Here is a 22780-nt window from a genome sequence, read left to right on the forward strand (position 1 = left end):
CACCTCTTGTTGCCCTTTGGTAATAGTTTCTTTAGTATGCTACTCTTGAGTAATGTATTTTACTATACAAAAAGCACTACTCCTATTTATACTTTTTGGTAGCAATTTTCTCATTTGTTTAAGGTAATGAAACACTAAGCGTGAGTATACCAGAACACGTGTTTGTTTTTTTGCTTTTTATCGAGAATGGCAAAGAACTTTCGCTCAAATTGAAGAATGGTTTTTTCCGGGAGATCCTTAATCGTTGCTTCGGCAAGGCCTTTTTTCCGTGTGGTATCGGGCATCATGACTTCTAAAGGGATAAGGGTGTCTTGGACAGGAAGCCAATGCATGATCTTTGTTCCTTTTGCTTTATAGACAGCTACCTCAAACGAGTCAAAGTACAGAGATTTTCCTTTTTTAACAAAATTCAGACAATCCATGAGGCGGTAGAGCTTTCCATCCTCGAGTTGTTTAAAGTCTTGTTTCTCAAGGTAAAATTCCTGGCTCAGGGTAAATCTTCGCTTTCCACGTTCTGGATCTTCAGGATGAAGTTTAAGTTCTACCTGTTTTGTTGGTGTTCCCTCGATAGTTACTTTCACCGGATCTTCGATCATAAAATACCGGTTACACTGCGCATCTAATAATCGCTTGTTATGCATGATTAAGTCATCCCAGGTTAGGGTTGCCTCTGCTTTAGTAATTCCTGTTTTGAGCACAAACTGCTGGATGGCTTTAGGCAAGAATCCTCGTCGTTGCAATGCAACTAAGGTTGTCAAGCGTGGATCATCCCAGCCAATAAGTTCCCCAGCATTAATTTTTTCACGGATAATTCTTCCACTACTTTCAACGCCTTCAAGATTGAAACGGGCAAACTCCACAACCGTTGTTTCAGGAAGGTTAAGGAGTTTCTGGATATGACGCTGTAAAGGATTACGCATCTCAAATTCTTTACTCCTCAAGCGATGAGTAATTCCTTCAATGCCATCCATGATAGCGTTAACAAAATCATAGGTAGGCCATACCCTGTACCTTGTCTTTACTCGTGGATGTGGCGCAGTAACAATGCGCATGATCGTAGGATCTCGCATCGTTGTATTCTGGTGATCAACCTTAATTTTCAATCGGAGAATTGCCGTTCCTTCATCCTGTTTGCGCATTGCTTTCCAAGCAGTTTGGTTTTTTTTGACACTTGTTATACGGCAGGTACAAGGAATACCTTTAAAGCGATTTGCCTTGATAACTTCACTTGTACAGGAACAAACATAGGCATTTCCGCTCTTGATGAGCTGTTCTGCATATGCATAGAATTGGTCAAGATAATCAGAGGCATAGTCGAGTTTGTCCCACTGCACACCTATCCATTGATAATTCTCAAGATGAATCCTGTAAAATTCTTCCTTTGCAAGTGCAGGATTCGTGTCTTCAAAGCGGAGCACAAACATGCCATGATATTTTTTTGCAAGGTTGTAATTTAAGAGAATAGCCTTGGCATGGCCTATATGGGGGTATTTACTGGGTTCAGGTGGAAATGCACTAACGATCTTTTCTCCTTCGGTGATCTTCAGAAAAGCATACATATCTCGTTCTTGTTTTTTGGGTTGTGATGTTCCTCCCAAACTGTCCAATAAAAGCACTTGTTCTTCGCTTGTCTTTTGGTTTACCTCAGCAACAAGAGCGTTAATGGCTGGCATAAGTTCTTTAGCCTTTGCTCGTAACTCTGGGTGTTGGGCAAGAAGAATGCCGAGTACTGCATTGGGGTTCGCTTTTCCCGCAAATTTGCAGGCATTTTGTACAGCAGCAGCAAGAATAACTTTTTGCATGTCCATGGTTCAGTGAGATAATATTTCCCATATAAATCTTCGTATTGTAGTGTCATTTCCCCTAGAAACTGTTTCTCAATCGAAAAGCTTATAAGTATCTATGCTTTACTATAGATATCTTTTAGGTGATAGAGATATTTTTCGAAGATTTGTACTGGAGAGGTAAGCTGTTAGTGTTTACATGGCACTTTAAAGAAGAGTTTGATACTTTAAGAAAACCAGTAGAATTTGTGTTAGATATACTGGATGATGGAGAACACGTATTAGTATCCAAAAACCAAAAATGAAAAAGTTCATGAGAACTTGTTATAAATGTGGAACAGACGTTCAGATTAGTAAATGCGTAAAAGAAGGAATTAGCCTAAGCTGCTTAAAATGCCCTAAATGTGGGGAAGAATATTTTACTTCAAGTGAACTTATCAAGTTTGATATCAAAACTGGAAGAAGACAGCTTGTCAGGAAATTTGGTATTCTTGGGGATTCAATGGTTGTGAGACTTCCAACAAAAGTTGTAAAAAATTTTAAAATAAAACCAGGAGACTATGGTGTTTTTGAGGAAAAGCCAGAGGGAATTCTGATAAAACCAATTCATGCAAAGGAAATCGATTAGCCAATGTTTGATGCACTCACTTATCGAATCTCACGAACCCACATCAGCCCTACTTTAATCATGGCCTTGTTGAACTTATCAGAAATACGGTATGTTTTCTTATAGAGATCATAATCAATAAGTCCCATGGCCTTCATTGGCGTTAGGATTCTATCGTAGAATTGACGCTTGTTGTAAGAAATCTTGACCTTTTTACCGAGATAGGGTGGCTTGTCTAAGGTCGTAACGATCTTTCCCTCATGCAGATCTGTTGCAAACATGGACATCTCTGTTTTGGTTATCTCTCCGCCCTTTTCTTTGAGATAGTTGATCAGCAATTTTCCAACAATCCGCTGTTGGTCAGTCGCAAAGATAATTTCGTATATGTCCTCAGGTAAATTGAAACGATCAAAGAGTATTACCATCGTTTTTACACCCCCCAACGTATACAAAATATCCTCCTCTATATAAATGTTACTCTTTTGTATACCAATGCCTGAGATCTTATATTACTCTCATGAACTATAGATTATGGGGTGGTTTGTAGATCATTCATTCTTCACTAACAAACCCATACACGTTTGCGTAACATCGTTGAAATTTAAAATCAGCTTCATCCAACAATTCGCTAACGCTCAAGTTAGCAGCTTCAAAGTCCTGTATATTGTGTATGATCGCCGACATTCCCCGTAAGGGACATCCCCCTTGTCGGTTGGATTCAATAATGTGATGGGACTTTGACTTGAGCTGCTAACCCTTTTTTTGGATGAAGCTTTTAAAATCGAAACGTTTAAATACATCAGAGCTTGCAGTATGCAGAGCATCAGGATGTCAAACATTTCTGTAAAAAAAGAGGAGAATATGGCAGAAGAAGCAGATGACTCGTATGAGTTAATGCCCCAAAAAGAAATTGTCGAGATTAGGAAAGAGCTTGACCGTCTTAAAAAGAATCCTTTGGGCGAGAATACCAACACTGATACACTCTTGGACGCTCTTCGCGATCTTTCTCATACTATGAAAGACCTCCATCAGTTATTTAGTACTGCAGCAAAAGATCTGAAAGAGGAAGAGGTCCAGTTGCAGCCTGAACAAAAACTCCATGACGAAAGTCTTGCAAAGAAAATAGATACACTTATTGAACAGAATAAGAAAATTGCCCAAGGCATTGTTACTGTTGCAGAAATGCTCAAGGAGTTGAAAGAACGGAAGGACGAGGCTTCGCTCATGAAACGATATTCTATGCCACGACGTCCTGCGATGATGTCACCTCCACCACCACCAATTCCTTCACCGCCTCCATCACGACAAGAACGCCAACCACAGCCAACCTGGCAGCCACCGAAAGATCAGAGTAATGACGTTACTGGGTTATTCGAAACCCCACCAGTGGTTCCTCCACTCACCGAGGCGCCTATTCCGACTGGCTTTGATGATCCACGAAAGAAAACGCTTTTTGGACGATTAAGAAAATGATCCAGACAACGCAGCAGGTGAGAAGACTTTTGCTGCATTTATGTCGTGCAGCCCAAACCAGAGAAAGCACGGTCGTTTCTTTGTCTCCTTCTCAAGCATCACCTTCAGAAAATACCAAAAAACTACAAGAATTGTTAATAATTATCGAACAGAAGTATCTCCAATTGCAGGAAAATAATGCGCATGATCCAGTCCTTATGGAGGCCCTTGCTCAGCGTATTTCTCAACTTAAGGAACGACTCCAGCAAACAGCAAACACTAGCTAAAGATCTCTTCCCATCACGGTTTTTCTGCCATTGGCCTCTGCGCGTATGCATGCTTCTTTAATGAGTGCCTTTACTTTTTCATTCAAGGCATCGGCAAAATCTCCAGCAATATTAAACTCCCCAACTAAATCTTTTAATTTGCTTCGTATAATAATAGATTCAGTCATAGTATCACATCCGTTATCGTGTTTGATTATCTAGGAGGTGCTTGTCTATATAAACATTTCTTGCGGAAAAAGATCTGAGCCAACAAATATATAAAGGGTATGATGTACCCACGACTTAGGGGCTGGTAGTTCAATCCGGACACGATACCGTAACGGTACGTAACGTGGGAGACTAGAACGTCCGCTTGGCTTGCGGAAGGCTCCGGGTTCAAATCCCGGCCAGTCCATTATTTCTCAAGTTAAGTCAAGTGTTTAACTGAACATCCGAATCATAAAATGCACACCACGCCCGTATCAGCATCAACCACAACAAAGTTTCCATTCTTCAGGACTTTCGTTGCATTGCCCGTACCAACGATGCACGGTAATCCCAACTCTCTGCTGACAATGGCTGCATGCGAGAGAAGTCCACCTTCATCAGTGACAATCGCAGCTGCTTTCTGCATCGCAGGGACATAGTCAGGATGCGTGGTTACAGCAACGAGAATAGATCCAGGAGTAACATGACGAAGATCTCCAACAGTTCTTACAATCGCAACCTTGCCTTTTGCTTTTCCTTTTGTTGCTCCCATTCCTTTGATGATGGTTTGGTCAATAGCATCTTCTTTGAAACCGAGTTGTGCAAGTGTTTTGGGAATATGTTCTGTCACACAGATGGTTGTATTGGTCTCATTGTTCTGAAGGTACATCAAAAATCCTTGTTTACGTTGAGCAATAAGTGCACTAAGCGTTTTCTCAGGAAGAGTGGTTGAAACAGCATCTTCACAGGCCGCAAGAATTTCTTTCTCAGTAAGATATGCTATTTCTTGGAGTGATAAACCCATGCGTTTTCCAAGAGCAGTGAAGAATGGCTGAATAGAGAATATCCCCTGTCTTCTGAAGTCATCACGTTTATCTTTGAGGTAGGCAAGCTCAGCGATCATCTTGAATATTCCCTGTTCTTTTGTATTCAGGTTGGCACGTTGGACTGCATCATCAAGAGAAAGTTCTGACAAAGTATTAGAGGATGGTTTTACCTCTTTGATGTATGCTTCTACTTGTGTTAATGTCCATGGTGTGTTGTGGAGATCTAAGCACGGTAACCACTGATAGGTTTTCCAAAATCGTTCAACTGCAGCATGTTTTTCATTCTCGCTCATGATTTGTGCAATCCGTTGCGCTTGCTCCTGCATAATAACTACGGTACTTTTCTGTTGCGGTTTAAAGAGCGCTGTGCGAACACTATTATCAACATTTCCGAGCAATGTATTCCCGTAGTTTGTCCAGTACTCATTTAATAAATAGCCGAGCCAGAGCACACAGCAATAGTCCAGTGCACGTTGTTGGTATTCCCGGTAGCATTGTGCAAGTCCTTTAAGAGACATTTCTTCAAGGTTTTGTTGGCCAAGACGTTGTGCATACGCCACGTATTCCTCACCAAGCTTGTAGAGTTCATGCACAAACAAACGAAATTTTTTTTCATCCCCTGAGAATTTCTGAATAATGTGCTCCATGAATTCCTGCTCTTCAGTTTCCTCAAAATAGCAACACTGATTATGATTTGCCGGCAGAATCAATTGATGACGTATGGGATAATCGAGCATCTTTGCCCTTTTTCCAAGTGAATGGAGTGCCATCTCACAGTACTGTACAGAATATTCTCTACTCCAGATCTTTTTCCACTTCATAGATAAACAAACACAAAAATTGATTTTTTTATAAATGTGTTGCTTAAAAGTTATTGAAAAAGTGATTAGTGATGGATAAGAACAAAAAAAGATAAACCTTTAAAAATAAAGCAAAAATCGCTCCATCATCATGCAAAAACACTATAATATTGCCATACTTCCAGGTGATGGAATCGGTGTTGAAGTTGTGCAACAAGGATGCAGAGTCCTTGAAAAGGCAGCTGAAAACAGTGGATTTAAAGTTACTCTTCATCAGACACCATGGTCGTCACAGTACCTTATTGATGAAAAACATGTAGTTAAGGACGGTTCTGGACTCTATGTCCCTAATAGAGAATCTCCTCTTGCTGCGTCTGATAACAAAGGTCTTACTCTTCCAGAGGAATTCATTGCAGGTCTACGACAAAATGACGATGCTATGCTCTTTGGTTCAATTGGTGATCCACGTGTTCAGCGTGGTGTTGTTGAACGTGCAATTATCGGAGGATTGCGATGGCACCCAACCTTAGACTTGTATGTGAATCTCAGGCCAGTCAAATTATACGATGAGGAGATGTGTATCCTTAAACGTGTTACTCCAAAAGATCTTGATGTCATTGTTGTCAGAGAAAATCTTGAAGACTGTTATACTAGCAAAGGAGAAATCCATTATAGAGGAGAACCTGAGGAGTACGCAGTACGATCAGTTATTGCTAGCAGAAGGGGAACAGAAAGAATTATTCGCTATGCATTTCAATATGCTCGGGAACATGGAAGAAAAACAGTTACGTTAGTAGATAAAGCGAATGTTATGAATGGTGATATAGGGCTGATATGGCGAGAAACGTTTGAAAGAGTTAAGCAGGAATATGGTGACATACGCACCAATGCAAAATACATTGATGACGCCTGTGCTGAATTGGCAACGAATCCTAGTTCATTTGATATCATTGTAACCTCGAATTTATTTGGCGATATCGTCAGCGATATTGCTTCAGGATTAACAGGTGCAAGGGGAATGGCGGGATCAGGAAATATTCATCCAAGACAATTTTCTGTTTTTGAACCTACTCATGGAACAGCCCCTGACTTAAAACCCGGCGAAGCTAATCCCTTAGGAACTATTTTTGCCGTAGCATTGATGCTTGATCATCTTGGTCAATCGAGCTCGGTTATGTCTATTAACAGAGCAGTTCAATCTCTCTTTGATACGAAAGTATTTACTGCAGAAACATTTAGAAGAGGGTCTCAGGGTAAACAATCATCTACTGAAATAACCAATCGTGTTCTTGAACAGATGAATTAAACGACAGAGAAAGTAAATTTATCTCAAAATAACTCAATACTCTGCTTATTTCTTTGACTATTTTCACAGTAGAAACCTATTTATACTTTGCCGTCTTTTTTTATTTCACACCATGAAGGTGGCTGAGGTACTTTATGATTGCTCTCATTGCAGACACGCACGATAATACGCCGTTGATTGAGAAAGCAGTACGATTAATAAAAGCAGAGAAGCCAGATTTTGTTCTTCATCTAGGCGATATCTGTGCTCCTGCGAGTGTTCTTTTATTTCAAGGATTACCGATGCGCTTTATTCATGGAAACTGCGACGGCCATTTGCTGCTGATTGCGCAACGAATAAAAGAGATCAATGGTTTGTTCTATGAATCGGATTTTGCTGAATTTTCCCATGAAGGGAAAAGGTTTGCTGCTTATCACGGTACGAATCCTGTATTCCTTGATTTGCTCATGAGTTGTGGCCAGTATGATTACGTACTCCATGGTCATGATCATAAGCGTAGAGATGGTAAGGTTAAAAAAACGCGCGTCATTAATCCCGGCGCTTTTTACCCAAGAAATATTGACAAGCCAACCGTTGCGTTCTTGCATCCTCGGACAGGAGAGTCACGTTTTGTTGAGTTATAGATTATTTTAGGTTACTGTAGGTTGCGGTTATGTGCATTTATGAACGACGTTTTTTGTGAGCGGTTTTTTCATGATAAGTTCTTTTGCTGCTACAGCGATATGTTCGGCAGATAAGCCAAAAGCCTTGATAAGTTCCCAGGGATTTCCTGACTCTCCAAAGGTATCATTAATACCTATCATCCTAAAGAGCACCTTTTCAGGAAAATCATGCATTGCAATGACTGCAGCAACAAGGTTTCCTAAACCACCTTTTTGATGTTCTTCAACGCTTACTATAGCTCCACTTTCAGTTGCTACTTTTATAATAGCTTCAGTATCGAGGGGCTTTACTGTTGAGAGATTAAGGACTTGCGCAGTGATACCAAACTCTGCAGCTAATATCCATGCAGCACGCATGGCTTCAGCTACTTCAGGTCCACAACTGACGATAGTGATATGGTTTTCGTAATGTGCTGCTTCATCAGCAAATGTATGGGTAAATGCCTCTCTGAATTGTGCTTCTTCTCTGCCGGTGTAGCGAATAATTGTTGCTCGACCATGCTGGTATGGTGTTGTTTCTTTGGTAACAAGGGGTGTTGCTTCTCGTGCATACCTCAAATAACATGGGCCATTGATGCATTCTATCATTGTTTGTGTTGCTTTTTTCGCTTCAATGGCATCACAGGGAATGAGCATCCGCATGTTTGGCAATCCTGTTATCTGAAAGATCTCTTCCAATGCTTGATGTGTCGCTCCATCTGGTCCTACTGAAATACCTCCGTGGGCACCAGCAATCTTGACATTAAAGTCTCCATAGCAGACGGTTGTTCGCAGCTGATCAAGCGCTCTTCCGGCAGCAAAGACACCATACGTGCCAAAAAGAGGAGTCTTTCCTTCTTTTGCCAATCCTGCTGCCACACAGGTACCAGATTGTTCAGCAATACCCATACTCAAAGATCTATCCTTTCGCTCAGGATGTTCTTTCTGAAACATATTGATGTTTATTGAGCCAGAAATGTCAGCTCCTAAGGTAACAAGGCGGGTGTCATCTGTGTCTTTTAGTGCTTCACCAAACCCCAAGCGAGTTGGTTTCATTTCTACTTTCATTCTGTCCTGTGTATTCCACCAGTAGTCTCGGCTGAATTGTGGCATCTGTTTTTTTATCTCCTCTTCCACTAAGTTTTGGAAAGTTTCTGCATGGTGAATCATCTCTTGTTTGGGTAGGTAAGCTAGACCAAGTTCCTGCAATGCTTGTTCCAGTTCCTCTTTATTTGGAGCTTTTCCATGCCATCCTACTTGGTTTTCCATAAAGCTTACGCCCTTTCCTTTGATGGTCTTTGTAATGATAACTGTTGGTTTTCCTTTGGTAATCTCGGCCTCTTTGAATGCATGCAGCAGATCGCTCATGTCATGACCATTACATGAAATAACATGCCAACCGAATGCTCGGTATTTTTCATCAAGCGGATCGATGTTCATAACATCCTTAACAAATCCATCAATCTGTAATTCGTTCTTATCAACAATGCCTACCAAGTTATCAAGGTGGTAATGAGCAGCTTCCATAACTGCTTCCCAGATCTGACCTTCTTGCTGTTCTCCATCTCCCATCAAACAGAAAACTCGATATGATTTTTTATCTAATTTCGCTGCCAGTGCAGAGCCTACAGCAACACTTAATCCTTGACCTAAAGAACCACAGGAGAGTTCAATGCCTACAAGCTTTTTCCGGTCAGGATGACCCTGAAAAGGGCTCCCGAACTTGCGTAATGTTGCAAGTTCCTTGATGTCAAAGTATCCTGTATACCCTAAACCAGTGTACCATGCAGGTGCTTTATGGCCTGCTGAAAAAAATAAACGGTCTCGTTCATCCCATGATGGGCGAGAAGGCATATGTCTCATGACTCTGCAATACAATGTTGCAAGAATGTCCATACATGATAAGCAACTGCCACTATGACCGGATTTTGCACAATACAATGCAATAAGTGCATAGCCCCTCATTTCTTGAGCAGCCCGTTCTAGTGCGTCAATGGTGTAGGTATGCTCGTTCCCTGTTTCGTCGATAATTCCCATGTCTTTTTTCCTTCAACTACCGCCTTTATCCGTTGACATCCTTCGATTATTTTTTCAGGAGCAGTTGCATAGGATAAGCGGATATACTCTTGCTTTTGACCAGGATTCTTTGGTCCAAAATGAATATCTGCAAGAACAGCAACGCCATTTTCTAGTAGTAGTGTACGAAAGGCCTCGGCATTGGGAAGCCCAAGTGAATAGCATGCCTTAGTCACATTGGGAAACGCATAGAAAGCTCCTCCAGGCATATGACAATGAACTCCGGGAATCATGTTGAGCACTTTTACCATAAGATTACGGCGTTCTTTGAAACTCTTCATCATGGCATCAGATTCCTCTTGAGGACCTGAGAAAGCCTCTTTGAGTGCACACTGAGCAATGTGATTTGCGCATGATTCTGTATTTGCCATCCATGTTGCAAAGTATGGCGCTAGTGTGGGATTTGCAGCGAATCCCATTCTCCAGCCCGTCATCGCATAGGATTTTGAAGCACCATCAACAATGATGGTTTGGGCATACATCCCGGAAAGTGAGGCAATACTTACAAAGGGTGCATCGTACGTTAATTTGCAGTACGGCTCATCACTGTATATCCAGAAATGGTAGTGCATGGCTAGTTTTGCAATTTCAACCAGATCTTCTTTTTGTAGGACGCCACCAGTAGGATTGTGGGGAGAATTGATGATCAATAGTTTTGTTTTGCTGTTTACTTTTTGCTTTAAGATATCTAAATCAAAACCAAATCCATTTTCCTCTACAAGCGGAACTGGAACAGGAACAGCACCGTTTGCCATAATCTGTGATTCATAAATTGGAAATCCTGGACTCGGATAGATCACCTCATCACCAGTTCCATAGTCAGTCGTAGCAAGAATAGCAAAGGCAATAAATGGTTTTGCGCCATTGGCGATAACAACATGCTCTGGATGAACAGGAATAGCTCTGCTCTTGGTGAGATAGTTTGCAAGTGTTACGCGAACATCATATAATCCTGCAGCATCAGTATAACTACTCTTATTTTGTTCAATAGCATTGATAGCAGCTTTTTTGATATTCTGTGGTGTTGGAAAATCAGGTTGGCCAATACAGAAATTGATAATGTCTTTACCTCTACGTATGCGTTGGTTAACTTCGGCAAGAACAACAAACGCATTTTCTGTACCTAAGCGCTTTGTCCTTTGAGAGAGAGACTGCAACAACGATTGCATACGACACCGCCATTTTTGTTTCTCTCAGATAAGATAATGCTATTTAAATCATAACTACGAAAAAGTGTAGTTATGGTGCTTTTTGCGAGGTTTTCCAGAGGAGATAAAAATATGATTGAAAGGAATTGCTTATTTCAGGACTTGCAATGAGAATTGCAAAAGGTTTATCTCCTGCCAACCACATAAAAATTGCTGCTTTATTCCCATAGACATAGACGGTTGTTGGACTTTGGTGAGTCTTCGGCAGATATTTTACTTCAGTAAGCGGATATTTGAGGAACTCCTTTCCTCTTTGTTTGCCTTCTCGTGTTCGATTGCACAAGACTTTTAATCGGATATTGTTCTTTACTCGTTCCTTGTGAAATCTCTCGAGAAAAAATAACGGCAGGACATGAGGCCCTTTTCCAGTGCTCCCCAGAGCAAGCCATTCTTTTTTCGTTCTGATAATGTCATTGAGAATGGTTTTCATTCCTTCTTTATCTTCGTAGACTTCAACTAATGGCTTTTTGATTTTTGGTTTGTGCAGTTCTTTGAGAAGAGGTAAGATACGCAGAACTGATGTTTCTTTTTCTTTGAGATAATCAAGCAATCTATCAGGTGGAGCGGCATGAAAGTACTTGATATTATTCTTGATGGCATAGGATACTAAGCCACGATCAATCAAGCTTTTCAAGGTGTCATACAGATGGGTTCTTGATTCTTTTGTTTTGTCTGAAATTTCTTTAACGGTAGCTTCTTGGAGTTGCAAAAGTGTTAGATAAGCATCTGATTCTCTTTGTGTTAATCCAATCTTTATTAGTTCTTCTTTTTCGCTCATCATCCCCTAGTTGATAGCGAACTATTTAAATCTTACTCCTGTAGTCCATTTTTGGACAAATAATCTTTTTATAGTACAAAGCAATCCTTAAATGAGGGAGGGGTGTGTTTCAACTATGCAACGATATGATGCCTATGTAGGAGTGTTACCGCAATCTAGTTTAGCAAGGATACTATCAGAATCATATACAACTCCCTTAGGGCAATTAGTTCTTGGCACAGCAGTTAAGCAACGATCTCCTGAAACACACGTTGTTGTTTTTGATCCTGTGAGAACACCACCTGAACAGATGTGGCAAAAAATCCAGGAATTACATGCATTATACGATCGAGTTCTTGTTGGCTTGTCGTTGTTATCGGGAAACACCTCTCATGGTTTTCACCTTGCGCAGCAGTGTGCTGAAACTGGTATCGATGTTATTGTTGGCGGTCCAGAAGTTGCGGGATATCACTCTGCTCATCTGATGAGAGCACGTCCTTATATTACCTATGGCGTTGATTATTTGGCGGAGCGTGTTCTTCCTGAAATAATTATCGGAACTCCTCTTGATAAAATTCCTGGGCTTACCTTTAGAGACCATGGAACAATACGTGGAAATCCTCCTTCTCCGCTAGTAACAAGATTAGATTGGTTACATGTTGCTGTGGATTATGGTTTGCTGGATAACATTACGGGTAATACAGGGACTACTTACTTGATGGGAAATGATTGTTTTATTGCAGACAAACGATGTTATTTTTGTGGACGTTTAGGTATGGGTAATCCGGAAACAAAAGATGAAATCGATACAAGAGTTGCAAGAGTATGGCATGAAATCAAGGATGCTTTTGATCTTGGACTTACCCATTATTTTAATTCTGCAGATTCTGCATTACGTAATCCTCGACTATTTACGGCGTTTGCCGATGCTATGCCTGATTGGTTTAATCCACAATTCCATCATCTTTTTGCGAATGCCCACGAATTAACGCCAGAAGTTATGCCTCTCCTCAAGAAATTACGTGCTACGGTTTATCTTGGGGTTGAAAATGCAGCTCTTGAGAACCATAGAAAAGGAAAAATTCATTTCACCCATTCAGAAAGCCGCGAAACTGACATGATGTCTAGCAAGCGGGCTATTGATCTGCTTGATCAGTATGGGATTCCGATGAGGTTGAGTTTTGTATTTGGCGGTCCGAATGAAAGCCCGGAAACATTATCGAAGAATCTTGAGATAATAACAGCACTGGTGCAAAAGTATCCAACCATTACTGATCTAGAGTTAAACCCTATTGAAGTCTTGCCTGGAACTGAAGCATTTCGCGATCTTATGAAAGAGAAACGTGAAAAATATACAGCAAAAGAGGTTCCTTATGATACTCTTGAAATGTCAACAGATTTGGTTCCATTGATTTCACAGGTTGCCAGAAAAGAAGTTCTTGACTGGATCGCAAGGATGTATGAAGCAATACGTCACCTAAGGCCAACTATTCGAGTAAATACCAAAGGAATTTCACCAGAGGAATACACCATTCTGGTTGAATCATCACAGGAGTAGGTTATCTCCTGCTATTTTCTTCTCCTCCTCGACTTCCCCCATAGCCACGCAAAACCTTTTTATAATAGCCCCTATTTTTGCTCTTGAAATGTTAGACATTAAGCTTATCAGAGAACATCCAGAAATTGTGCGAAAGGATTTGGTAAAGCGGGATATGACCAGTAAGCTCTCATGGATAGATGACATTCTCCAGCTTGATGGGCAATGGAGAGACTGCTTACAAGAACTGGAGAAACTTCGTCATCGACGTAATAAAGTAACGGAAGAGATTAATCTTCTGAAAAAGCAGGGAAAAGATATCTCACCAAAAATAGCAGAAGTCAAGCAAATTCCTAAGGATATTGAAACACAAGAAGCAAAAACTGCAAAACTTAAAGAAAAGCTTGATTACTATCTGATGAGCCTTCCTAACATCCTCCATGCGTCTGTACCCGACGGAAAAAGTGAGGCAGATAATCAAGCTGTTGCCTATGTTGGTACAAAGCCATCCTTTTCCTTTCCTTTGAAAAGTCATGTTGATCTCCTTGAAGAACTTGGCTTAGTTGATTTGGAAAGAGCAGCAAAGATTGCTGGTGCTCGGTTCTACTTCCTGAAAGATACCCTTGCTCTTCTTGATCTTGCCTTGCAACGATTTGCCATCGATGCACTGCGCAAGAAAGGGTACATGCTTATCCAGCCACCCTATCTCATGCGCAGAAAGCCCTACACTGGCGTTACTGATCTTACCTTCTTTGAAGATGAACTCTACAAAATCGAAAATGATGATCTTTACCTTATTGCTACCTCTGAGCATCCCTTAACGGCCCAATACCTGGACGAAGTTATTGATGAAAAAGATCTTCCTGTAAAGCTTGTTGGTATCAGTCCTTGTTTTCGCAAGGAAGCAGGAAGCCATGGAAAAGACACGAAAGGCATTTTTCGTGTTCATCAGTTTCATAAGGTTGAGCAGATTATTATCTGCAAGCCTGAAGATTCGTGGAAATTTCATGAAGAACTCTTGAATAATGCCCTTGCGTTGGTCAATGATCTTGGCTTTCATGCTCGGATCATGAACATGTGTGCAGCTGATATTGGTACGGTTGCCGCAAAGAAATATGACATTGAATGTTGGATGCCTGCTCAGAATACATACCGTGAAATTATTTCCTGTAGTAATTGTACTGATTATCAGGCAAGACGTTTAAACATCCGGTGGACTGATGGCAAAAACCGAGAGTATGTGCATACCCTGAACAGTACAGCCTTGGCTACGTCAAGAGTAATCGTTGCAATCCTTGAAAATTACCAACAGCAAAATGGTAACATACTGCTTCCTCCAGTACTTCATCCCTTAATGGATGGCATGAGTTCAATAACAAAAGCATTATCCACCAACGCAGTACCTGAGGTGAGACCATGAGTATGATTACGATTACGTTTCCTGACGGAAAGAGCAAGCAGTACCCTCAAGGTATAACCTTGAAAGACATTGCCTTTGATCTTGGTCAGCGTCTGGGACGAGATGCATTAGCAGGAACAGTAAACGATAAACTTGTTGATTTATCTTATAGTATACACCAGGATGCGGCTATTGCAATTATAACTTCTGATACCCATGAAGGTGAGGAGGTATTCCATCATTCCACTGCTCATGTCCTTGCTGAAGCAGTAACGAGAGTATTTCCTCATGCAAAACCGACCATTGGGCCGTCGATTGAAGGTGGATTTTATTATGACTTCGATGTGCAACCATTAACGCCAGAAGATCTTGCTGCTATTGAAGGAGAAATGCAAAAAATCGTTGCCAGTAATGTTTCTTTTGAACGCAAAGAAATTTCTATTGCTGAAGCAAAAAATTTTTTTTCACACAATCCCTACAAGCTTGAAATTATTGAAGAGCTTGCAAAGGAAGAAAAAGCGCTTAGCTATTACCAACATGGCAATTTCAAGGATCTTTGTCGAGGGCCCCATATTCCTGAAACCGGTAGAATTAAAGCGTTCAAACTCACCAAGGTTTCTGGTTGTTATTGGAGAGGTGATGCAACCAAGCAGGCCTTGCAGCGTATTTATGGTGTTAGTTTTCCTGAAAAAAAACAACTTGCCGACTATATCCAACGTGCTCAGGAAGCAGAAAAGCGGGATCATCGGAAGATCGGAGAGCAGCTTGATCTGTTTAGCTTTCATGACGAGGGAAGAGGGTTTCCGTTCTGGCACGCTCATGGTATGATTATTTGGAATGAAATCATCACTTATTGGAGAGAAATGCATGCCCGACATGATTATGATGAGATCAAAACACCGATTATTCTGAATAAAGAGTTATGGCTTCGTTCTGGACACTGGGATCATTATAAGGAAAATATGTATTTTACAACCATTGAGGGAACCGAAAATGCAGTAAAGCCAATGAACTGTCCTGGCGGATTGCTCGTCTATAAAAGCAAGATACATTCGTATCGTGAATTCCCTATTAAAAATGCTGAACTAGGCCATGTCCATCGTCATGAACTGTCTGGTGTACTCCATGGGTTATTCCGTGTACGCAGCTTTACCCAGGATGATGCGCATATTTTTTGTTTGCCTGAGCAGCTGAAAGACCAGATCAAAGAGGTTATTGCCCTAGTCCAGGAAATTTACAAAACTTTTGGCTTTACTGATTACCATATCGAGCTCTCAACACGGCCTGAAAAATCAATGGGAAGTGATGCAGTATGGGAACAAGCAGAATCTGCACTTGCCCAGGCACTTCAGGAAAAGCAAATTGCTTATAAGATCAACCCTGGCGATGGTGCATTTTACGGACCAAAGATTGATTTCCATATTAAAGATTGTATGGGACGGCGATGGCAGTGTGGAACTATTCAGGTTGATTTCTCTATGCCTGAACGTTTTGATATTTCGTATGAGGGAGCTGATGGCCAAAAACACCGTCCAGTCATGGTGCATCGTGCCCTTTTAGGAAGCCTCGAACGATTTGTGGGAATTCTTATTGAGCAGTACGCAGGTAAGTTGCCTCTCTGGTTGAGTCCAACGCAAGTGATCATTATGACCGTTGCCGACCGTTTTAATCCGTATGCAGAAGAAATACATGCAAAGTTACGAGAACAGGGCATACGGTCAGCAATGGATTTGCGAAGTCAATCTATTCCTAAAAAAGTAAGAGATGCACAGCTGATGAAAATTCCGTTCATGCTTACCATTGGTGAAAAAGAAATGAACGAAAAGGTTGTTGCTGTTCGCACGCTTGATGGAAAGGTAACATTTGGTGTTCCACTTGCTGATTTTATCCCCAAGGTTATTTTACTCAAAAATAGTCGTGCATTATCATTGGATATATGAGCATGAGTCTGGCAAGGAGTAATGATATGAGTACAATGTTTCCTATGGCTGATCATGAATTAGAGGAAAGACTTATTACGAAGATTATTGCTCTTGCTCTTGAAGAGGATATAGGTTCAGGTGATGTAACAACGGCTTCGGTTATTACAACCTCAGAGAGGAGAGCTGCAACTATTTTGCTCAATGAAGCTGGTGTTGTGTGCGGACTTCCTCTCCTTTCTACTATTTTTCGTGGTGATCCTGTTGAATTTCATCTCCATGTCAAGGAGGGTTATCTTGCTCAAAAGGGAACGGACATTGTTACTCTCAAAGGGCCTGCCCCAATTATTTTAACAAAAGAAAGAACACTGATGAATTTTCTCCAGGTTTTATCAGGTATTGCCACGCAGACCCATGCGTTTGTGGAACTGGTAAAAAACTACCCTGTTACGGTTTTAGACACCAGAAAAACCCATCCGGGTTTACGCATGCTTGAAAAGTATGCTGTCTGTATCGGCGGTGCAAAGAACCACCGCTTTGGGTTGTATGACATGGTTCTCATTAAAGATAATCACCTCAAAGCCAATGGCTCACTCACCGATGCGGTAAATGCAGTCGTAACCCATCATCGAAAACATCATCGTGCCTATACTCTTGAAGTAGAAGTCGCAAACCTTGACCAAGTAAAGGAAGCCTTGCGGACAAAAGCTGATCTGATAATGCTCGACAATATGTCTCTTCCTGAAATAAAACAAGCCGTTTCCCTTATTCAGAAAAAAAAGAAGATTGAAGTCTCTGGTGGTGTGACGCTTCAGAACATTCGAAAGATTGCTGCATGTGGGGTTGATTATATTTCCATTGGATCTGCCTTAACCTTAGGGGCAAAGCCCTTAGATATGAGTCTTGATTTCTCCTCGTGAAGTATCTTCATTTTTGCAGATTTCTTGGTTGATACACAAATATTTATAAAAGATTCAGCGTTTTTGTGGCTTCTATGTATGAATTGATTATCAGCGAAAAACCAAAAGCTGCTCAAAAAATTGCAGAGGCGTTGGCAAATGGGAAAGCGATTAAAAAGGTATATCAGGGCGTTCCCTATTATGAAATAACCCGTGGCAATAAGGACATTGTGGTAGCTGCTGCTGTCGGTCATCTGTATGGATTAGCCCAAAAAGGAAAATCAACCTGGACGTATCCGCAATTTGATGTCGAATGGAAGTTAACTGCTGATATGAGTAAAGACGCGAGGTATGCAAAAAAGTATTACACACTGCTCAAGAAACTCGCAAAGGATGCGCGTGAGTTTACTATTGCTTGTGATTATGATGTTGAAGGAGAGGTTATTGGCTTGAATATCCTTCGGTTTATCTGTAAGCAGAAGGATGCTCATCGTATGAAGTTTTCGACGTTGACCAAGCCCGACATCGTTGAAGCCTATGACCATAAATCTCCTACCCTTAATTGGGGACAGGCAAATGCAGGTGAAACACGACATGAATTGGACTGGTATTATGGCATTAATGTGACCAGAGCACTTTCAGCAGCTATCCGTCAAAGTGGACGTTTTAAAGTTTTGAGTTCTGGTCGTGTGCAGGGACCGGCGTTAAAGATTATTGTTGACCGGGAAAAGGAAATTAAGGCGTTTATTCCTGTTCCTTATTGGCAGATTGAACTCCACGGAAGAGTGAACAATGGTATGTTGCAGGCGTGGCATAAACAGGATAAGTTTTGGAACAAGGAAGATGCCACTCGTATCTTTACTAAAATTAAGGACTGCAAACAAGGCATGGTTGTGCAGATTGAGCGGAGTCAGATGCAACAGCCTCCACCAGTTCCCTTTGATTTAACAACCCTTCAAACCGAAGCATTTCGTCATCTTCATATCAAACCAAAAGATACGCTTGAGATTGCGCAGGAATTGTATACTTCTGGATATATCTCTTATCCGAGAACATCTTCCCAGCAGTTACCTCCTACTATTGGGTATAAACATCTTCTCACCAATGTAGGAAAGCAGGATAAGTATAAGGCTTATTGTGAAAAACTCTTACAAAAAAAGACGCTCCAGCCGAATAATGGAAAGAAAACAGATCCTGCCCATCCTGCAATCTATCCTACCGGTATTGTCGGGGAAATGGAGGGCAATGAAGTGAGAGTGTATGATCTTATTGTACGACGCTTTTTGGCAACCTTTGGGGATCCTGCGCTTCGAGAAACAAACACCATTACGCTGGAAGTAAGGGCAGAGCCGTTTGTAGCCAAAGGAACACGAACCGTCGTGAAAGGATGGCATGAGCTTTATGGTCCCTATGCTAAATTCAAGGAAGAGGAACTTCCTCCGGTCCAAGAGAAGGATCAGGTTTCTGTAGAAGAGATTTTTCTCCACGATAAAGAAACCCAACCGCCAAAACGCTATACGCAGGCTTCACTTATCAAGGAACTTGAGGCTAGGGGACTAGGAACAAAGTCAACGAGGGCAAGCATTATTGATACCTTATTTCAACGTGGATATGTCTATGAAGATCCCATCCATGCAACTGATCTCGGTATGGCAACCGTTACCATGATGGGTCAATACACCCCCATGATGGTCGACGAGGAACTTACCAGGCATTTTGAAGGAGAAATGGAAGAGATTCGTGAAGGAAAGAAAAAGCCTGTTACCGTGCTTGCTGAAGCGAAAGAAGTGCTCACTAAAACTCTTAAAGAGTTTAAAGAAAAAGAAAAGAAGATAGGTCAAGGGTTAATTACTGCTGAACAAGAAACCCGGAAGGCTATGAACGAACTCGGGCCATGTCCTGTTTGTGGAAAGGGCCAACTTACCATGAAGTCAGGAAAATACGGTAAATTTATTGCATGTACTGCATACCCGGCATGCACTGCAACCTTTAAGCTTCCACAATTTGGTCTTATTAAGCCTTCAAAACAGGCCTGTGTTCAGTGTCAGTATCCTGAGATTACTATTATCCGTAAAGGTAAGCAGCCTCAAAATATCTGTATTAATCCCGAATGTCCCTCGAAAAAAATTACTGATGTCCATGCGAAAAAGGAAATGGAAGCTATAGCAAACGGTTCTACCAAACCCTGTCCACTGTGTAAAGATGGATCTGTTGTTCTTCGCCGAGGGATTTATGGCAGCTTCTATGGTTGCAGTAGATATCCGAAATGTAAGTTCACTGAAAACATTGGTGCCAAGAATGAGCCATCAATCTCGTCTGAAAAAGAACTAACAGTATCATCACCTCCAGTAGCAGAAGATAAAATAGCAGAAGATAAAAAGCCCGTAACTAAAAATCCAAAACGCCAAAAAAAGCCAAAAGGAGTTAGGAAGCGCTAGTACGATCAAGAACCTGGCAAAGCCTTGCTAACTTTTCTTGATAGTATGTTTTTTCTCTGAAAGGTTCCTCAAGTTCAGGAAGCGTTTTAATGGTGAATAATGCTAACGGTAAAACGATCCTTCGCTCTGTATCGCTGAGCGGAGCGTTTGCATGAACTTCTTGTGATTTGCTTGAACCTCGATATCCTCGCTGACAATTTTCCACAATGACATAGCCTTTTTGTTCATACTCAGCAACCTTCGCCAGTAGGTCATTTTTACACTGAACAATATTTGATTCCCCTTCTTCGATGCTTCTTGCTCTATCAAGCAAAAAGAGCAAATCCAAAGGATAAATACGATGATCCGTGAGGATAGTCGCTACCTTTTCAGCTGTTCTTCCATCAACGCACTCGCGGCAATGGTGTTGATATAATTCCTTGCATGCTTCGGCTTCTCTTTCTGCCTCAGTCTGTATATCCATCCAACGCTCAAGATTGCTATCGAGAATTGGTCTGTAATGTCCCCTTACTTCTTCTCTAAGCCCTGCTATTTCATGGTCATCGTAGAAATGGATATTTATGTTATAACTAACGGTTTCAATTCGTAACTGAATACCAAGTCTTACTGAATGAGGTTGAACATCGCTATCAAGGATACCACCACGAAGACCAAGAGAAGGTAAACTATGAAAGGTGATTTTGCTTCCTTGACGTTCACGCGTAACAAATGTTGCATCCTCAATCTCAGAAGGTAGTCCATGAGCACTACTTCTATCAAGGGTATAGGAAATAACTCTCGGCTTACATTCTATGATCTTTTTTTGCCACATATACCGGAAAAAATAGATGATCCTTTATAAAAAGAACTCTTTTTTATATCTTCAGTTAAGGATCTGACTTAAATGTGAGTATTCCATCCAGTCTTTGACTGGTGGTTTGGAAGCAGTAACTGCATCCAGAATACTCTCATTCTTAGAAACCCGACCGAGCGGCCGAAGGGAGCGAGCAATCCCACCATCTGTGATGAGGGGTGTCGGGTTTCTCTTGAATATTTTGCAAATATTTATATAAGTTCGTTATTCTCTTCGAAATACTGCCAGCGTCGCATAACCTGGTATTGCGCAGGCCTTGAGAGCCTGTTCCCTTCGGGGTATCCCGGAAATCTTTGCCAAAGATTTCATAGAAAAGCGGAGGACTTCGACTAACGTCTCAGTCCGCCTCATCACTTTGGCAGGGTTGGGAAATTCAAAAATCATGAAGGGATTCGTGATGGAAAGTCCGGGCGCTGGCGGTTTTTCTTTCTTTTTGTTCTATACGCAGATTTATATACTCTGTCTCATAACTCTTGCCGAAATGGCATAGATATTCGTGTGCCAGGATTATGCGTACTCTGAAGCATCATATTGATCGTTACTTCCAGCCTAAGCACAAGCGGGAAGAAGAAAATTATGCATTGAAGGTAGTTTCTGTTGCAGAAGAGCTAACGCGCCCGTATGATCGTTACCTTCCTGATGAGCTCAAATACATTCTCAAAGAGACACCCCACAACAGAGAAAAGCTCATTGCCTTAGTCCAAGAAGGAAAGGCAATAGGGGTACGAACCTTTGAGAAAACCCCTGATTCATTATTGAAGGCGGTTTCTCACATTAGTATTTATTCGCAGCATTACTGCATTACAACCTGGTTACCTGATCTTCTCAAAAATGATAAGATGCCAATTTTCATTCAAGCGGATATCGAACGAGCAAATGAGCAGGGGATAAATCTTGAACATGACCTTAAAACAATCCTGCGTTATAAAACGAAATTCAAACAAATTGTGCTTATTGACATTGATAATAAGGGTATTACGCAAACCGAGCAGGATTTTGTCACCCATATGAACGACATCATTTATCCTCTTGCCATTGATTACATTATTTACCGTATCATTAGTGATAATGCTCATGAGCGTACTGAGGTTGCGCAAACGATTATCAAGGCAATGCTTATTGTTGGACCTATCGCACATATCCTTGAGCGGGTTACTCACGGATTAGGGAAGGTATTTGCTGCAAGTGCCGATGATGTGATGGGAGAGTCTGCTGAGCTCATGGCATTACGGGGATCGGGGTTTTCATGGAAATATCTCATCAATCGATTGAAAATTCTTGTTCCTGTTTTTATTCTAGCAACTTACGGTGTTTTTCAGGTTGAACACTTTCTTGTTTCTGGTCAGGTTATTATTGCAGGTATTATCTTTGGATTAAGTGCAGTCGCATTATCATTGACAACCGCAATTCTTAGTATAGGTATGTACCATCACAGCGTTGAAAATTTAATCCGTGAAAAGAAATTAAAGCCCCATACTCGTTGGGAAAAAATAAAAGAGGCATTACGCCAAGATTTTACCAATCCTGCTCGATTTGGGTTGTTGATTGGAGCTCTGCTAGCACCTGTTATGGGTATCCTTGCAGCAATTTCTGGCTTGATGTACAATGGTTGGGTACTAGCGGCAGTTGGTACTACGGAAAGTGTTGGTGCAGGTTTAACGGTTATTCTCTGGAGTAGAATCTCACGCTGGCGTTATCATCGAAGACTTCATCATGAATTCATTCGAAAAAAAGCGTCAACCAGGAAATGGGTCAGCAACCTTGCATTGAGGTCTGGTTAGTTCATGAATTGAAACAATGCATT

19 protein-coding genes and 1 tRNA gene are annotated in these 22780 nt (G+C 41.2%); 12 read left to right on the top strand and 8 right to left on the bottom strand.

Annotated features, from left to right (window positions below; genetic code table 11):
- Positions 1-134 precede the first annotated feature (134 nt).
- Positions 135-1808, bottom strand: a complete 1674-nt coding sequence (gene gltX, locus HYW21_00590) for a glutamate--tRNA ligase (GenBank protein MBI2547826.1) — start codon at positions 1806-1808, stop codon at positions 135-137.
- 277 nt (positions 1809-2085) lie between these two features.
- On the opposite strand from gltX, the gene HYW21_00595 reads away from it, so the two are divergent.
- Positions 2086-2412 (top strand): hypothetical protein, encoded by a 327-nt coding sequence (locus HYW21_00595; GenBank protein MBI2547827.1) that lies wholly within the window; start codon positions 2086-2088, stop codon positions 2410-2412.
- Between the two features lie 20 nt (positions 2413-2432).
- On the opposite strand, the gene HYW21_00600 is transcribed toward HYW21_00595, so the two are convergent.
- Positions 2433-2816 carry a hypothetical protein gene (locus tag HYW21_00600; GenBank protein MBI2547828.1) on the bottom strand — a complete coding sequence of 128 codons (384 nt, stop codon included), beginning with the start codon at positions 2814-2816 and terminating at the stop codon, positions 2433-2435.
- Positions 2817-3204: 388 nt separating this feature from the next.
- On the opposite strand from HYW21_00600, the gene HYW21_00605 reads away from it, so the two are divergent.
- The gene (locus tag HYW21_00605) at positions 3205-3864 is read left to right on the top strand and encodes a hypothetical protein (GenBank protein MBI2547829.1); all 660 of its coding nucleotides are present in this window, start codon (positions 3205-3207) and stop codon (positions 3862-3864) included.
- On the top strand, positions 3861-4130 hold the full coding sequence (locus tag HYW21_00610) for a hypothetical protein (protein MBI2547830.1): 270 nt from the start codon (positions 3861-3863) through the stop codon (positions 4128-4130). Before HYW21_00605 ends, HYW21_00610 begins: the two co-directional genes overlap by 4 nt.
- Here the strand turns inward: HYW21_00610 and HYW21_00615 are convergent.
- Positions 4127-4297: a DUF1931 domain-containing protein gene (locus HYW21_00615; GenBank protein MBI2547831.1), complete on the bottom strand. Its 171-nt coding sequence runs from the start codon at positions 4295-4297 to the stop codon at positions 4127-4129. The genes HYW21_00610 and HYW21_00615 overlap by 4 nt on opposite strands.
- A gap of 119 nt (positions 4298-4416) precedes the next feature.
- Between HYW21_00615 and HYW21_00620 the strand changes: the two genes are divergently transcribed.
- A tRNA-Ala gene (locus HYW21_00620) sits at positions 4417-4524 on the top strand.
- Positions 4525-4566: 42 nt separating this feature from the next.
- On the opposite strand, the gene HYW21_00625 is transcribed toward HYW21_00620, so the two are convergent.
- A complete protein-coding gene (locus HYW21_00625; GenBank protein MBI2547832.1) occupies positions 4567-5880 on the bottom strand; it encodes a hypothetical protein in 1314 nt (437 codons plus the stop codon).
- A 214-nt stretch (positions 5881-6094) separates the two neighbouring features.
- On the opposite strand from HYW21_00625, the gene HYW21_00630 reads away from it, so the two are divergent.
- A complete protein-coding gene (locus HYW21_00630; protein MBI2547833.1) occupies positions 6095-7249 on the top strand; it encodes an isocitrate/isopropylmalate dehydrogenase family protein in 1155 nt (384 codons plus the stop codon).
- 134 nt (positions 7250-7383) lie between these two features.
- Entirely contained in the window at positions 7384-7872 is a 489-nt protein-coding gene (locus HYW21_00635; GenBank protein ID MBI2547834.1) for a YfcE family phosphodiesterase, read from the top strand.
- A gap of 27 nt (positions 7873-7899) precedes the next feature.
- Here the strand turns inward: HYW21_00635 and HYW21_00640 are convergent, their stop codons facing one another.
- From HYW21_00640 to HYW21_00650, 3 genes are all read right to left on the bottom strand, one after another.
- Positions 7900-9927: a transketolase gene (locus tag HYW21_00640; GenBank protein MBI2547835.1), complete on the bottom strand. Its 2028-nt coding sequence runs from the start codon at positions 9925-9927 to the stop codon at positions 7900-7902.
- On the bottom strand, positions 9873-11135 hold the full coding sequence (locus HYW21_00645) for an aminotransferase class I/II-fold pyridoxal phosphate-dependent enzyme (protein MBI2547836.1): 1263 nt from the start codon (positions 11133-11135) through the stop codon (positions 9873-9875). The genes HYW21_00640 and HYW21_00645 overlap by 55 nt, the downstream gene beginning before the upstream one ends.
- A gap of 70 nt (positions 11136-11205) precedes the next feature.
- On the bottom strand, positions 11206-11952 hold the full coding sequence (locus HYW21_00650; protein MBI2547837.1) for a hypothetical protein: 747 nt from the start codon (positions 11950-11952) through the stop codon (positions 11206-11208).
- A 115-nt stretch (positions 11953-12067) separates the two neighbouring features.
- On the opposite strand from HYW21_00650, the gene HYW21_00655 reads away from it, so the two are divergent.
- The 5 genes from HYW21_00655 (at position 12068) to topA (ending at position 20123) form a co-directional block, all read left to right on the top strand.
- Positions 12068-13489, top strand: a complete 1422-nt coding sequence (locus HYW21_00655; protein MBI2547838.1) for a hypothetical protein — start codon at positions 12068-12070, stop codon at positions 13487-13489.
- A gap of 88 nt (positions 13490-13577) precedes the next feature.
- A complete protein-coding gene (gene serS / locus HYW21_00660; GenBank protein ID MBI2547839.1) occupies positions 13578-14888 on the top strand; it encodes a serine--tRNA ligase in 1311 nt (436 codons plus the stop codon).
- A 2-nt stretch (positions 14889-14890) separates the two neighbouring features.
- Positions 14891-16807: a threonine--tRNA ligase gene (thrS, locus tag HYW21_00665; GenBank protein MBI2547840.1), complete on the top strand. Its 1917-nt coding sequence runs from the start codon at positions 14891-14893 to the stop codon at positions 16805-16807.
- Between the two features lie 44 nt (positions 16808-16851).
- Positions 16852-17706 (top strand): carboxylating nicotinate-nucleotide diphosphorylase, encoded by an 855-nt coding sequence (gene nadC, locus HYW21_00670; protein MBI2547841.1) that lies wholly within the window; start codon positions 16852-16854, stop codon positions 17704-17706.
- Between the two features lie 74 nt (positions 17707-17780).
- A complete protein-coding gene (gene topA / locus HYW21_00675) occupies positions 17781-20123 on the top strand; it encodes a DNA topoisomerase I (GenBank protein ID MBI2547842.1) in 2343 nt (780 codons plus the stop codon).
- Here the strand turns inward: topA and HYW21_00680 are convergent.
- On the bottom strand, positions 20110-20934 hold the full coding sequence (locus HYW21_00680) for a hypothetical protein (protein MBI2547843.1): 825 nt from the start codon (positions 20932-20934) through the stop codon (positions 20110-20112). The genes topA and HYW21_00680 overlap by 14 nt on opposite strands.
- Before the next feature lie 551 nt (positions 20935-21485).
- Here HYW21_00680 and HYW21_00685 point away from each other — a divergent pair.
- Positions 21486-22757 carry a hypothetical protein gene (locus tag HYW21_00685; GenBank protein MBI2547844.1) on the top strand — a complete coding sequence of 424 codons (1272 nt, stop codon included), beginning with the start codon at positions 21486-21488 and terminating at the stop codon, positions 22755-22757.
- The last annotated feature ends 23 nt before the right edge of the window (positions 22758-22780 follow it).

Source organism: Candidatus Woesearchaeota archaeon (genome assembly GCA_016187565.1).
Taxonomy (GTDB): Archaea; Nanobdellota; Nanobdellia; order Woesearchaeales; family JACPJR01; genus JACPJR01.

Coding starts and splice junctions, on each gene's coding strand:
- serS (MBI2547839.1), top strand. CDS start 13,578: ATGTTAGACATTAAGCTTATCAGAGAACATCCAGAAATTGTGCGAAAG.
- HYW21_00615 (MBI2547831.1), bottom strand. CDS start 4,297: ATGACTGAATCTATTATTATACGAAGCAAATTAAAAGATTTAGTTGGG.
- HYW21_00655 (MBI2547838.1), top strand. CDS start 12,068: ATGCAACGATATGATGCCTATGTAGGAGTGTTACCGCAATCTAGTTTA.
- HYW21_00680 (MBI2547843.1), bottom strand. CDS start 20,934: ATGTGGCAAAAAAAGATCATAGAATGTAAGCCGAGAGTTATTTCCTAT.
- HYW21_00635 (MBI2547834.1), top strand. CDS start 7,384: ATGATTGCTCTCATTGCAGACACGCACGATAATACGCCGTTGATTGAG.
- gltX (MBI2547826.1), bottom strand. CDS start 1,808: ATGGACATGCAAAAAGTTATTCTTGCTGCTGCTGTACAAAATGCCTGC.
- HYW21_00610 (MBI2547830.1), top strand. CDS start 3,861: ATGATCCAGACAACGCAGCAGGTGAGAAGACTTTTGCTGCATTTATGT.
- HYW21_00595 (MBI2547827.1), top strand. CDS start 2,086: ATGAAAAAGTTCATGAGAACTTGTTATAAATGTGGAACAGACGTTCAG.
- topA (MBI2547842.1), top strand. CDS start 17,781: ATGTATGAATTGATTATCAGCGAAAAACCAAAAGCTGCTCAAAAAATT.
- HYW21_00600 (MBI2547828.1), bottom strand. CDS start 2,816: ATGGTAATACTCTTTGATCGTTTCAATTTACCTGAGGACATATACGAA.
- HYW21_00630 (MBI2547833.1), top strand. CDS start 6,095: ATGCAAAAACACTATAATATTGCCATACTTCCAGGTGATGGAATCGGT.
- HYW21_00685 (MBI2547844.1), top strand. CDS start 21,486: ATGCGTACTCTGAAGCATCATATTGATCGTTACTTCCAGCCTAAGCAC.
- HYW21_00640 (MBI2547835.1), bottom strand. CDS start 9,927: ATGGGAATTATCGACGAAACAGGGAACGAGCATACCTACACCATTGAC.
- HYW21_00625 (MBI2547832.1), bottom strand. CDS start 5,880: ATGCTCGATTATCCCATACGTCATCAATTGATTCTGCCGGCAAATCAT.
- HYW21_00605 (MBI2547829.1), top strand. CDS start 3,205: ATGCAGAGCATCAGGATGTCAAACATTTCTGTAAAAAAAGAGGAGAAT.
- HYW21_00650 (MBI2547837.1), bottom strand. CDS start 11,952: ATGAGCGAAAAAGAAGAACTAATAAAGATTGGATTAACACAAAGAGAA.
- nadC (MBI2547841.1), top strand. CDS start 16,852: ATGGCTGATCATGAATTAGAGGAAAGACTTATTACGAAGATTATTGCT.
- HYW21_00645 (MBI2547836.1), bottom strand. CDS start 11,135: ATGCAATCGTTGTTGCAGTCTCTCTCTCAAAGGACAAAGCGCTTAGGT.
- thrS (MBI2547840.1), top strand. CDS start 14,891: ATGATTACGATTACGTTTCCTGACGGAAAGAGCAAGCAGTACCCTCAA.